Origin of the sequence: Rhizobium sp. BK313, from assembly GCF_014193655.1 — a bacterium.
Taxonomy (GTDB): Bacteria; Pseudomonadota; Alphaproteobacteria; order Rhizobiales; family Rhizobiaceae; genus Rhizobium.
Genome location: NZ_JACHZQ010000001.1, coordinates 396,706 through 409,129 on the forward strand (window position 1 = coordinate 396,706; position 12,424 = coordinate 409,129).

Genomic DNA, 12,424 nt, shown 5'->3' on the forward strand with positions numbered 1-12,424 from the left:
CGGCGGAGGGGCTTCGAGATCTACTCCTTCCGCCGGTGGCTGGTGAGGCCAGCCACGACATCCTGGGCGGAAATCGTCCCGATGATCACACCGTTGTCAACGACGCCGATGTTGCCCGGCTGGCGTGTCAGCGCATCGAGAATATCGATGAGCGGCGTTGTAGATGTTGCCGTGGCGGTGACTGAGCCGCCTGTCGCGGCGTGGCCGAGGCCCTGTTGCATGACGTCGCGGGCGGTCAACATGCTGATCGGGTTCATGTGCTGCACGAAGTCGGCAACATATTGATCCGCAGGGTTCTTGACGATTTCCTGCGGCGTGCCGCACTGGATGATGCGCCCGCTCTCCATGATGGCGATGCGGTTGCCGATGCGGAATGCCTCGTCGAGATCGTGGCTGACGAAGAGGATCGTACGCTTCAGGCGGCGTTGGAATTCCAGAAGCTCGTCCTGCAGGCGGGTGCGGATCAGTGGATCGAGTGCCGAGAACGGCTCGTCCATGAGCAGGATCGGCGCGCCGGTGGCGAAGGCGCGGGCGAGGCCGACACGCTGCTGCATGCCTCCGGAGAGTTCGTTGACCCGGCGGCTAGCCCATTGCGTCAGGTTGACGAGTTGCAACTGTTCGTCGACGCGTTTCTTTCGTTCGGCCTCCGGTACGCCGGCAAGCTCCAATCCGAAGCCGACATTATCGGCGACGGTGCGCCAGGGCAGCAATGCGAACTGCTGGAACACCATGGACACGGTGTGCATACGCAGGTCGCGCAGCGCCTTGGGGTTGCAACTATAGGGATTGACCGGCCCCGTCTTGCTTTTGACGACGACATCACCGCGCACGACCGGCGCCAAGCCATTGACGGCGCGCAGCAGCGTCGATTTGCCGGAGCCGGACAGGCCCATCAGCACGAGGATTTCGCCTTCCTCGATGTCGAGCGTGGCGTTGGCGACACCGAGCACCAGGCCGGTCGCCTTGCTGATCTCGTCGCGGGACTTGCCCGCGTCGGCGAGCTTGAGCGCTGCTTCCGGACGGTCGCCGAAGATGATGCTGACATTGTTGAAACCGACGGCGGTGGTCATGAGCGTTCTCCTTCGCCGGGGGCACGGAACATGCGGTCGAGAATGATCGCCAGGATGACGATGCAGGCGCCGGAATCGAAGCTCTTGGCGACGTTGACGCTGTTCAGCGCGCGCAGCACCGGCACGCCGAGGCCAGGCGCGCCGACCAGCGCCGCGATCGACACCATGGAGAGCGAGAGCATGATCGTCTGCGTCAGGCCAGCCATGATCTGCGGCGTTGCGAAGGGGAGCTCGACCTTGCGTAGCACCTGGCGCGGCGTTGCGCCGAAGGACTCGGCGGCTTCGACGAGAGACGGCGGCGTCGAGATGATGCCAAGACGAGTCATGCGGATCGGCGCTGGGATGGCGAAGACGACGGTAGCGACCAGGCCCGGCACCATGCCGAGGCCAAGAAGGATCATCGCCGGCACCAGATAGACAAAGGTCGGGATGGTTTGCATCAGATCGAGAATCGGGCGCATGAAGGCATAGAGCCAGGGGCGGCGGGCGGCAGCGATGCCGAGGGGGACACCGACGAGCATGCTGACGAAGGTCGAGGCGAGCACCAGCGCCAGCGTCTCCGTCGTTTCCTTCCAATAGCCCTGATTGATGGTGATCAGCAGGCCGATCAAGGTCAGGACCGCGACCGGAATGCTCCGGCGCAGCCAGTAGGCAATGGCCGCGAAAACGACGACAACGACCAGCGGATGCGGTGCCTGCAGCAGGAAGAGCAGCGCTTTGATCACATGTGCGACGAGGAAGGAAAGCCCATCGAAAAACCAGGTGACGTTGGTCGTCAGCCAATCCACGACGGCTTTTGCCCACGGACCGATGGGGATGCGATAATCGGTTAACCAGTTCACGTCTTTGCCCACCATTGGGGCGGCGATTCCGGACGTCTCAAGTGGTTCCGGATAGGGCCGCCGGAGAATAACGGCCTATTGCGCCACACGGGTCGCTACCCGTTGTGTGGCGCAATAGAAGGGAAGTGGTCTCTCGTCCACGGAAGAGAAAGGGGCGGTTGAGCCGCCCCTTATCCCCCGACGTTACAGGCCGAGTTTGGACTTGACCGCTGCGAGCCCGTCACCGCCATCCTTGGTGGTGACGCCGGCGAGCCAAGGGGTGATCGCCGTCGGATTGGCCTTCAGCCATTCAGTCGCAGCCGCTTCCGGCTCCTTGCCGTCATTCAGGATCTTGCCCATGATCTCGTTTTCCATCGGCAGCGAGAAGACGAGGTTTTTGACGAAGGTGCCGACGTTCGGGCATTCCTGCAGGTAGCCGGCACGGACATTGGTGTAAACCGTCGCGCCGCCGAAGTTCGGTCCGAAAACGTCGTCACCGCCGGTGAGGTAAGTCATCTTGTAGGTGCTGTTCATCGGATGCGGGGCCCAGCCGAGGAAAATGATCGGCTTGCCTTCCTTGTCGGCGCGCGACACCTGGGCAAGCATGCCCTGTTCGGACGATTCGACCACTTCGAAGCCCTTGAGGCCGAAGCTGTTCTTGTCGACCATATCGATGACCAGGCGGTTGCCGTCATTGCCCGGCTCGATGCCGTAGATCTTGCCGTCGAGATCGTCCTTGTGGGCTGCGATATCCTTGAAGTCCTTGATGCCGAGTTCGGCGCCCTTTTCATTGGTTGCCAGCGTATATTTGGCGCCTTCCAGGTTGGCGCGAACGGTTTCGACCGACTTGTCTTCGGCGAACGGCTTGATGTTCTCGGCCATGGAGGGCATCCAGTTGCCGAGGAAGACGTCGATATCCTTGTTCTTCAGCGACTGATAGGTCACCGGAACAGCGAGTACCTTGACGTCGGTGTCGTAGCCGAGCGCCTTCAGAAGGATGGAGGCCGTCGCGGTGGTCGAGGTAATATCGGTCCAACCCACATCAGCGAAATGCACGGTGCTACAGCTTGCCGGTTCAGCGGCAGAGGCGGTGGTTGCACCCAGCGTCAGCGCGGAGAGAGCTGAAGCGAAGGCAAATGCGGTAAAAGTCATTTTTATCATTTTGTGACTCCCAGTGTAACGTTCCCAAGCAACCACCAATAACTGACATTTTCAAGCGACCTCAGTGTATTTGCGCCGGTTTGCAGGGGGTGATTGCGACTTCTGCATTTTCCGGTCGCGTGTGCCAGACGATCTTGTCCTGCGCGCGGCCAGTCGCAATTCCTGTGGTTTTCGCCAAAGGCATCTTTCCTTCCTGCAACGGAGCACCCATGAAACGCTCAAGGAGAATGTCATGGCCAAGCTCTATTTCCATTATTCGACGATGAATGCCGGCAAGTCGACCATGCTGCTGCAGGCCGCTTACAACTATCAGGAACGCGGCATGCGCACGGTTGCCTTCATCGCCGCGCTCGATGATCGGGCCGGTCGTGGCAAGATCGCCTCGCGCATCGGCCTGGAGATGGCCGCCACGCCCTTCGATGAAGCGGACGATCTCTTTGCGATGGTGGATAATCTGCATGTCGAGGAACCGCTTGCCTGCGTCTTCGTCGACGAGGCGCAGTTTCTGTTGCGCGAGCAGGTCTGGCAGCTTGCCCACATCGTCGACCGCCTCGGCGTGCCGGTCATGGCTTACGGTCTGCGCACCGATTTCCAGGGCAAGCTGTTTCCGGGCTCGCAGGAACTTCTGACGATTGCCGACGAGATGCGTGAAGTGCGCACGATCTGCCATTGCGGCCGCAAGGCGACGATGCTGGTGCGCCTGGATGGACAGGGCAGGGTAGTGCACGAGGGCGCGCAGATCGAGATCGGCGGCAGCGACAAATATGTTTCGCTCTGTCGCCGACACTGGGAAGAGGCAATGGCCGGGGAATGAGGCGCCCGCGGCATTGCGTCATCCGGCAGGCGGCGGCGAACTTCTCTATGGTCGCGGCAATTGGGGATCGCTTCCAGATGTCCGATCGGGAGGAGCTATGAAATTGCGCTGTCTGGCGGCCGTAGCCGCCGTTCTTTTGTTCGCCTCGTCTGCCCTCGCCGACGGAGACGCAGCCGCAGGCGCGGCAGTCTTCAAGAAATGCGCCGTCTGCCACACGGCGACCGAGCATGAGAACCACGTCGGGCCGTCGCTGATGGGGGTGGTCGGTCGCCCCGTTGCCACCGTACCGGATTACAACTATTCGCCGGCGATGAAGGCGTTCGGCGCCGGTGGCAAGGTCTGGGACGAGGCGCTGCTGCGAAAATACCTGCCCAGTCCGCAATTCCTGGTGAAAGGCACGAAGATGACTTTCCCGGGTTTGAAGAGCGACAAGGATCTCGACAACCTCATCGCCTATCTGAAGAGCCCGGCTGTGGCGCAGTAGGGCAGGTTTGAGCGTTCAGGCATTTTCTTTGCACGTTTAAGCGGTTAGTCTTGCTATCAACCGCAATTGAGAGATGCTTTCATGGTCAGGGCCCACTCCTTCGACGGCGAGATCGACAAGACGCGCGTGACGCTCAACGATGCGATCAAAGGCATGGACGCGGCTAATGCCGGGCTCGGCGGCCACGCCAAGGGCGACGGGCGTCTCGACACCATCAATTTCCCGGTAGAAGAGGCGTTAGTGCGTGAGACGATCGAGTTGCTCGACCGCTGGAAAACCCGGAGCCTGTCGCTGGTGAAAGAGCTCGATCTGGTCACTGCAACCGCAGACTTGCAGCATCGGCGACTGTTCGATGAAAAGGCCGGGATCGACACTTCGGGAGTGCAGGGGCGCAAGATCGGGCTGGGCCACGCCAAGCCGGCGTCGATAGCGGCCGATCTCGAGGCGCTACTGGCGGCTTCGGCTTCGCTCGATGAGCAGTTCAAGACCACCAGGTCGGCGCTGGTTCGGTCCTTTCGCGATTGTGAGGCGCATTTGGTGCGGATCATCGAGCGGCGTCGGCACATTGATTTCGATATCGAGGAAGTCCAGCGCCAAGCCGATGCGTTAATTCCGAGAATTTCCGACCGGCGCAATGGCGCCCCTTCTGCTCGCGATGCGGATTCACGGTCCGAACTGGAGGCGGAATATCATAGGCTGCTCGCCGAGCAGGATGATCTCCACGAGCAGGAGCGGGCTTTGCAGCCGGGGCGAGCGGCTCTACAGCGGCTGATCGATATCTACGAGGAACTGGCGCATGTCCTGAACGCGCAAATCGCTGCCGTCAATGCGATGACGGGCAAGCTCACTGTCGATATCGAGCAGCGAATTGCTTTGCTGAAGGCCGTGATGTCGGAAGCCGTGCCACCGCTACCCGCCACCGAAAGACCAGCGCCAGTGGCCGCCCTGATTACGGCCTTCGAGGCGAATGTGCTTGCTGGACATGATCTCGCAGCGCGCAAGTCTCGTGCCGACGATGTGTTTACGCGACGGCTGGAGCCCCATCTGCTGACCGCGCAGGCGACGCACATCGCGCCGCCGGCAGAGACCGAGCCTGAGACCTGATCATTGTCCTTGGCTGAAAAATGACAACAGCCGGTTGCTGTCTCCTCCGGGAACACATATCTGCTGGAGCAACAATAGCCGTATGGCCGCATATAGTGCTGCGCCTATTGCTCGTCCGAAGGGCGTGCGGCGTAGCAAAGGAGAGGTTGATGCTTGATTCGATCATTGCGTTCTTCAAGCGGATAGGTCGTGCCATTGCGCGCGGCTTGGGGCTTCTTGTCGTTGGGATCCTGTGGCCCTTCCTTGCTGCCCACGGCTGGTACCGGCAACGCAGTTGGCTGATCAAGCTGCCGATCGCCGCTTTCGTGGCGCTGATGCTGGTGCTTTACGTCTATTTCATCTGGCAGACGCAGGTCTGGAGCGGCTTCGACGCCAATTATCCCGACGTCTACAAGTTTTCAGACCGCAAGGTCGGGGCGGGACAGGAGTTGCCGGCAGCAGATGGACAACAGGCTGCCGCGAATGCGCCGAAAGCCTGTCAGACGTCGGCAATCGTCGATGTTACCGCCGACCTTACCGATTTCAACGTCAACCAGAATGCCTGGATCTCTTCGATGCTGCTCTTCAAGCTCGGATTCTTCGGCATGAGCTGGGATGACACGCCTTTCCTCGACAACAAGGCGGCTTTTCAGCGCGGCGTGAACCAGGCTGTACGGCGCACGTCGGTAGAATTGGTTGATACGCTTGGGCGCGTGCGCGGCACCTCCGGCATCAACGGCGACCTGCAGAGTGCCCGTGGCAATCTGCAATTCGACGAAACGAGCTGGTATTTCGGCATGCGGCCCTTTGGTCCGAAGACGCCGACGCCGAGCTATTTTCGCGCTGCCATCAACAGCCTACGCAAGTTCAATACGGACCTAGGCACCTGCAATGCCGTCTTCGACAGCCGCGCCGATAATCTTCTGCAATTCATCGATCGTGTCGCCAACGACCTCGGCAGCACGTCGGACATTCTGGCGGAGCGATCTGAGAACCACAATTACGGCTGGTTCGATATGCGCGCCGATGATCGTTTCTGGTTCGCCTACGGTCAGCTCTACGGCTACTACGGAATCCTGAGCGCTGTCGGCGCCGATTTCCAGCAGGTCATCGCTGAGCGCAATCTCGGCACGCTCTGGTCGGGCACCATGAAGCAGTTGCAGGCCGCCTTGCGGATCCAGCCCTTCATTATCTCGAACGGGCGCGAAGACGGTTGGATCATGCCGAGCCATCTCGCGACAATGGGCTTCTATATCCTGCGCGTACGCTCGAATCTGGTGGAAATGCGCACTGTTCTCGGTGGTCGTTAAAGGGCAAGGCGATCGTTATCGCTGAGAACGGAGGGACTTGCTAAAACGATTAACTGATCAGTTTCAAACGGATGGCTTTGGCGACCAACTGTGTCCGATTAACGCAATCGAGCTTCCTGATCGCATTGGTCATATAGGCGTTGACCGTGTGATCGGAGAGGGAAAGGATCTGGCCGATTTCGACCGAGGTCTTGCCCTGCGCAGTCCAGCGAACCACTTCCAGCTCCCGGGCGGAAAGCATATGCGGTATGGAACCGTCGTTGCGCTTGATGCAGTTGTAGGTGTCGAGCCCCTGCAACATGATCATGGCGAGCTCGTTGAGCTCGCTCTGGCCAAGGCTGCTGCGGTTGCCCATGAACCAGAAGACGAGACGCTGTCCGTCAGAGGAATTGATGGGAATGACAACGCCCATTGGACAATTATGGCTGGTCAGGAGTGTGCGCAGCTCGCGCGGCATCTCTATATCGTAGGCGGCGCCTTTTTCCAGCAGATGCCACGGACGCGGCATCACCGAGTCCCGCACGCGTATCAGCATTGGGCAGCGGCGGAGCAACTGATGACGGTCGAAATCACGCAGAAACTGCGGCGGCATCGAGCCTTCGATGACCAACGGCGTCAGCATGGAATCTTCGGAAACCGGAGCGCTGATGAGGGCCACGTGGCTGAAGCCGAAAGCGGAACTGGTACGCTCCAACGCCTGTGCAAAAGCCGTTTGTGTCCGGGCTGTGGCCAACTCGGCGGAAAGCAATAATTGTCTCTCAGCAGTGATGATATAGGACATTTTTATGTAAGCGCCCATAGCGTGTTATCGCTATCAAATACCGGATTTCCGGGCGAATGCTAGAGACAAATTTGCGACACCAATCAGAAATAATTCCATTTTCATATGTCTTAATATGGTAAAGTTCTGATTTGTATTACTTTTCGATAAAGTGGTCCTATACGGGCAGGAATGTTGTTCCCTTAACTTCCTCCATTACGGCGTAAGTGTGCGTCTCGCGCACCCCCGGCAACGGCAAAATGACTTCGGACAAAAACTGCCGATAGGCCTCCATGCCAGCCACGCGCGCCTTCACGAGATAGTCGAAACCGCCGGCGACCATATGACACTCGATCACGTCGTCACTGCGCTTCACCGCGTCGGAAAATGAGTCGAAGACATCCGGCGTGGTACGGTCAAGTTTGACCTGCACGAAGACGAGCAGGGAGCGGCCGAGCTTCTCCGGCGAGAGGATCGCCATGTAGCCGGTGATATACCCGTCACGCGTCAATCGTTTGACCCGCTCTGCCGTTGCGGTCGGCGAAAGATGGACCTGCTCGGCGAGTTCGATGTTGGTGAGCCGACCCTCCTTCTGCAGGGCGCGGAGAATTTTCCGGTCGAGCCTGTCGAGTTCCTTCATTTCTCACTACTCCGTCGCAAAAGCACAGCGAAACATCCATATAAGATGCCTCACTTCGGTGGAAAACACCAGAAAAGAACAGCTATGTTGCCGAAATCACGGAGAGGACCCTATGAAGAGCCAGATTTCGCCCGCATTTCCTCAATTCAACGCGCCATTCGCCGGTGACGACGACCGGTTGCTGCATGCCTTTGTCGATGATCTGTCGTTTACCGAGCGGCAGGATGCCGCGATCGATCAGCGCGCTAGCCGGATGATCGAGGCTATCCGCGACAATTCCGGCTCGATGGGCGGTGTTGAGGATTTTCTGCGCGAATATGGGCTCTCCACGCGAGAAGGATTGGCGTTGATGGTGCTTGCCGAAGCGCTGCTGCGCGTACCGGACGCACTGACCCAGGACAAGTTGATCGAGGACAAGCTGAAGGAGGGTGGCTGGAGCGAGCATGAGGCGAGGGGCGACAGCTGGTTCGTGTCGGCCTCTGCCTGGGCGCTTGGCGTTTCCGCCCGTATTCTGCGCCCTGGCGACACGCCAGAAGGCGTGGTGCGCGGTCTGGTCAAGCGGCTCGGCCTGCCGACGGTGCGCAACGCCACCAAGCAGGCAATGCGCTTCCTCGGCCACCATTTCGTCCTCGGTGAAACCATCAAGGATGCGCTATCCCGCGCTGCCAAAAGCGAGGAGAAAGGTTATCGTCATTCCTTCGACATGCTGGGCGAGGGCGCGAGAACCGCTGCGGATGCCAAGCGCTATTTCCAATCCTACGCCATGGCGATCGAGGCGATCGGTGGCTGGATGGCAAAGAATGCCAAGGGCAAAGCCCTGCCGGACCGCATGGGGATTTCCGTCAAGCTATCGGCTTTGCATCCGCGCTATCTCGCCACCCATCGCGAACGGGTGATGAAAGAACTGGTGCCCGATCTGTTGAAGCTGGCGCAGATGGCGAAGGCTCATCAACTGAATTTCACCGTCGATGCGGAGGAAGCCGATCGGCTGGAACTGTCGCTCGACGTCATCGCCGCCGTCTTCGCCGATCCGTCGCTGGAGGGCTGGGACGGCTTCGGCCTCGCCATCCAGGCTTATCAGAAGCGCTCGACCGCGGTAATTGACTACATTGACCAGCTCTGCGCCACCCATAACCGCCGGATGATGGTGCGCCTCGTCAAGGGCGCCTATTGGGACACCGAGATCAAGCGCGCGCAGGAGCGAGGACTTGAGGATTATCCGGTCTGGACGCGCAAGCAGGCGACGGACCTTTCCTATCTCGCCTGCGCTAAACTCATGCTGGACAAGCGAGCGCGTATCTTTCCGCAATTTGCCACACATAATGCGCTGACGGTTTCGACCATTCTCGAGCTCGCCGGCGATGACCGCTCGGGCTTCGAGTTCCAGCGGCTGCATGGCATGGGTGAGTCCCTCTACAATCATCTGCTTGCCGGAAATGACCGCATCGCTTGCCGCATCTACGCGCCAGTCGGCGGTTATCGCGACCTGCTCGCCTATCTCGTTCGCCGCCTTCTCGAAAATGGCGCTAACTCCTCGTTTGTCGCCATGGCCGGCGACAAGAACGTGCCAGTGAAGGTATTGCTCGAACGGCCGGCCATCAAGCTGCAGTTCGACGTTGGTGCCAGTGCCCGCAACAGCAGAATTCCGATGCCGGCAGAACTTTACGGCAAGCGTAGGAACAGCGCCGGCTTCGAATTCGGTTATCGTCAGGGTCTGGAAAAATTGATGACGGGCGTCGGCAAGGGTGTGAGCGCCATTCAAGCGAAGCCTCTGATCCCCGGTATCAACGCATCCGGCTCCGAAACGCCGGTCATCTCGCCGGCCGATCATCGACAGACGGTCGGCTCTGTGCGCAACGCGACGGCGGCGGATATCGATAAAGCCTTTGCAGTCGCGGCGAAGGGTTTCAGAGCTTGGTCACGCCGGCCGGTCGAGGAGCGCGCGGCCTGCCTGGAGCGGATGGCCGATCTGATGGAAGCCGACCGCGACCGATTGCTGGCGCTGCTCGCAGCGGAAGCGGGCAAGACGCTGGATGACGGTATTGCCGAAATTCGCGAGGCCGTGGATTTCTGTCGCTACTATGCGGGCGAGGCGCGCCGTCTCTTCTCCAGCCCGGTGAAAATGCCGGGGCCGACCGGCGAAGACAATCGCTATCTCTGGCGCGGGCGTGGCGTGTTCGCCTGCATCTCGCCCTGGAACTTCCCTTTGGCGATCTTCCTCGGCCAAGTCTCCGCTGCCCTCGTCGCTGGCAATGCCGTGCTCGCCAAGCCGGCGCCGCAGACACCGTTGATCGCCTATGAGGCGGCAAGACTGCTTCATCAGGCCGGTGTGCCGGCGGATGCCTTGTTGTTCGTTCCCGGCGGACCGGATGTGGGCGCAGCACTGACGGCGCATTCGGCCCTTGCCGGCGTCGCCTTTACCGGCTCGACCCGCACTGCCTGGGCGATCAACCGGGCGCTTGCCGCCAAGGATGGGCCGATCGTGCCGCTGATCGCCGAAACCGGCGGCCTCAACGCCATGGTCGTCGACGCCACCGCGCTTGCCGAGCAGGTGGCCGACGACGTCGTGATGTCGGCCTTCCGTTCGGCCGGGCAACGCTGCTCGGCCTTGCGCTTGTTGATTCTGCAGGAGGATGTCGCCGAGCATATGACGCAGATGATCGAAGGGGCGGCGCGCGAATTGAAGCTCGGCGATCCCAGTCGAGCCGATACCGACGTCGGTCCGATCATCGACGAAAAGCAGAAGGCAATGCTGGAAGCTCATATCGGCGATATGCAGAAGACGCAGAAAGTGCGTTATGCCGGCCAGGCGCCTGATGGAGGCAGCTTCTTTGCGCCGCACATCGTCGAACTCGACAAGCCGGCGGCCCTGACGAAGGAAGTCTTCGGTCCCGTGCTGCACGTCGTCAAATGGAAAGCGAAGGAGTTGCCTCGGGTGCTGGCCGATATCGCCGCCTCCGGCTATGGCCTGACGCTCGGCATCCATAGCCGCATCGAGACGACGATCAAGACCGTCACTGAAGCGCTCGATACCGGTAACGTTTATGTCAACCGCAATATGATCGGCGCCGTAGTCGGGACGCAGCCTTTCGGCGGCTCGGGGCTTTCCGGGACGGGCTTCAAGGCTGGCGGGCCGGCCTATCTGCAGCGATTTGCGCTCGAGCAGGTGATCTCGGTCAACACGGCCGCTGCCGGCGGCAATGCCAGCCTGATCGCCATGGGCGACGGTTGACGAACGACAATTGAAGCGCGCCTTGCGAAGGTCAAAAGCGATTGCTATCGGTCTTGCCATAGCAATTGCTTCCAGGCCTGTATTTCATGATGTTTCGTTTGTTCCCGCAGCGTGCCGCGCGGTGTTGCCAAAGGACCTTGTGGTTCCTGACAACAGTTTTTCTTCTGTTGCTTTCTTTCACGTCTGCTGAAGCTGCCGGTTCTGCCGTCGGTCAGCCCATGCAATTCCTGTTGGTTCATGGTGACATGGCTTGGTGCCGCGCCGACAACAACTGTCCGGACTGGATCTCAGCCGAGGGGCAGATCGTGGCGGGTTCGTCGAAGAAGTTGCAAAAGCTGCTGAAACGCCTCGGCGGCAGGAAATTGCCGATCATCGTCAGCTCGCCGGGTGGCGATGTCCGGGCCGCTATGGAGATGGCCTATGCCATCCGCAAGCAGAAACTTGCGATTGCGGTCGGCAGGACGCGCTCCCGCGATTGCCCTTATGCCGAGCCAATCTGTTCGGCTGCTCGCGCAAAGGATGGCTCCATCAAAGGTGAGACATTTTCGGTCGGTGCTATCTGCTTTTCGGCCTGCCCGCTGTTTTTCGCCGGCGGTATCCAACGGGTCTCCAGCCCCTTCGCGCTGCTCGGCGTGCATCAGATCACCACGACCTACCGAGAGGTACGCGTTCAGTATCGCACCGAATATGAAACGGTGAATGGCAAGCGAAAGATCCTCTCCAAGCAGGAGGTCGGGCGGAAATTCGTTGGTAAACACGACACGACCAAGCTCGACAGACAACAGAGGGCGAGGCTTGTCGGCTTCCTGAAGGAGATGGGCATCGACAAATCGCTCGTCGATCTGATGCTCGGCACCCAGCCGAGTTCCATCCATCTCATCACGCAGATGGATGCGCTGAAGCTGAGATTGACGACGGAACTTGCCGCTGCCGATCAACTCGTTGCCGCAAGGGATTGCAAGGACAAACAATCGATCGCGGAGTGCGCTACACCGCCGGCGGCTTCCGCTCCGCCGGCAGCGGTCGGCGAATGACCATGTTTTCGGACC

The 12,424-nt window shown here is 60.1% G+C and carries 11 protein-coding genes; 6 read left to right on the forward strand and 5 right to left on the reverse strand.

From position 1 onward, the window contains the following. Positions 1 to 20 precede the first annotated feature (20 nt). From choV to FHT86_RS01885, 3 genes are all read right to left on the reverse strand, one after another. The gene (choV, locus tag FHT86_RS01875) at positions 21 to 1,070 is read right to left on the reverse strand and encodes a choline ABC transporter ATP-binding protein (RefSeq protein WP_133705176.1); all 1,050 of its coding nucleotides are present in this window, start codon (positions 1,068 to 1,070) and stop codon (positions 21 to 23) included. Then, the gene (gene choW / locus FHT86_RS01880; RefSeq protein WP_133707041.1) at positions 1,067 to 1,924 is read right to left on the reverse strand and encodes a choline ABC transporter permease subunit; all 858 of its coding nucleotides are present in this window, start codon (positions 1,922 to 1,924) and stop codon (positions 1,067 to 1,069) included. The genes choV and choW overlap by 4 nt, the downstream gene beginning before the upstream one ends. Positions 1,925 to 2,095: 171 nt before the next feature. Continuing rightward, positions 2,096 to 3,052 carry a choline ABC transporter substrate-binding protein gene (locus tag FHT86_RS01885; RefSeq protein WP_133705177.1) on the reverse strand — a complete coding sequence of 319 codons (957 nt, stop codon included), beginning with the start codon at positions 3,050 to 3,052 and terminating at the stop codon, positions 2,096 to 2,098. Between the two features lie 232 nt (positions 3,053 to 3,284). Here FHT86_RS01885 and FHT86_RS01890 point away from each other — a divergent pair, with 232 nt between their 5' ends. The 4 genes from FHT86_RS01890 to FHT86_RS01905 all read left to right on the forward strand — a co-directional run bounded on the left by FHT86_RS01890 (position 3,285) and on the right by FHT86_RS01905 (position 6,743). Continuing rightward, complete coding sequence (locus FHT86_RS01890; protein ID WP_133705178.1) at positions 3,285 to 3,866, forward strand: thymidine kinase; 582 nt, start codon at positions 3,285 to 3,287, stop codon at positions 3,864 to 3,866. A gap of 97 nt (positions 3,867 to 3,963) precedes the next feature. Further along, complete coding sequence (locus FHT86_RS01895) at positions 3,964 to 4,350, forward strand: cytochrome c family protein (protein ID WP_133705179.1); 387 nt, start codon at positions 3,964 to 3,966, stop codon at positions 4,348 to 4,350. A gap of 81 nt (positions 4,351 to 4,431) precedes the next feature. After that, the gene (locus tag FHT86_RS01900) at positions 4,432 to 5,454 is read left to right on the forward strand and encodes a hypothetical protein (protein ID WP_133705180.1); all 1,023 of its coding nucleotides are present in this window, start codon (positions 4,432 to 4,434) and stop codon (positions 5,452 to 5,454) included. 149 nt (positions 5,455 to 5,603) lie between these two features. Beyond that, positions 5,604 to 6,743, forward strand: coding sequence for a DUF2333 family protein (locus FHT86_RS01905; RefSeq protein WP_133705181.1), 1,140 nt, complete (start codon positions 5,604 to 5,606; stop codon positions 6,741 to 6,743). 49 nt (positions 6,744 to 6,792) lie between these two features. Here the strand turns inward: FHT86_RS01905 and FHT86_RS01910 are convergent, their stop codons facing one another. Further along, the gene (locus FHT86_RS01910; protein ID WP_133705182.1) at positions 6,793 to 7,524 is read right to left on the reverse strand and encodes a LuxR family transcriptional regulator; all 732 of its coding nucleotides are present in this window, start codon (positions 7,522 to 7,524) and stop codon (positions 6,793 to 6,795) included. A gap of 157 nt (positions 7,525 to 7,681) precedes the next feature. Further along, entirely contained in the window at positions 7,682 to 8,143 is a 462-nt protein-coding gene (locus FHT86_RS01915) for an Lrp/AsnC ligand binding domain-containing protein (RefSeq protein ID WP_133705183.1), read from the reverse strand. Positions 8,144 to 8,255: 112 nt separating this feature from the next. Between FHT86_RS01915 and putA the strand changes: the two genes are divergently transcribed. Further along, positions 8,256 to 11,375, forward strand: a complete 3,120-nt coding sequence (gene putA, locus FHT86_RS01920) for a bifunctional proline dehydrogenase/L-glutamate gamma-semialdehyde dehydrogenase PutA (RefSeq protein ID WP_133705184.1) — start codon at positions 8,256 to 8,258, stop codon at positions 11,373 to 11,375. Positions 11,376 to 11,593: 218 nt separating this feature from the next. Further along, positions 11,594 to 12,409, forward strand: coding sequence for a hypothetical protein (locus tag FHT86_RS01925; protein ID WP_246779358.1), 816 nt, complete (start codon positions 11,594 to 11,596; stop codon positions 12,407 to 12,409). Positions 12,410 to 12,424 lie beyond the last annotated feature (15 nt).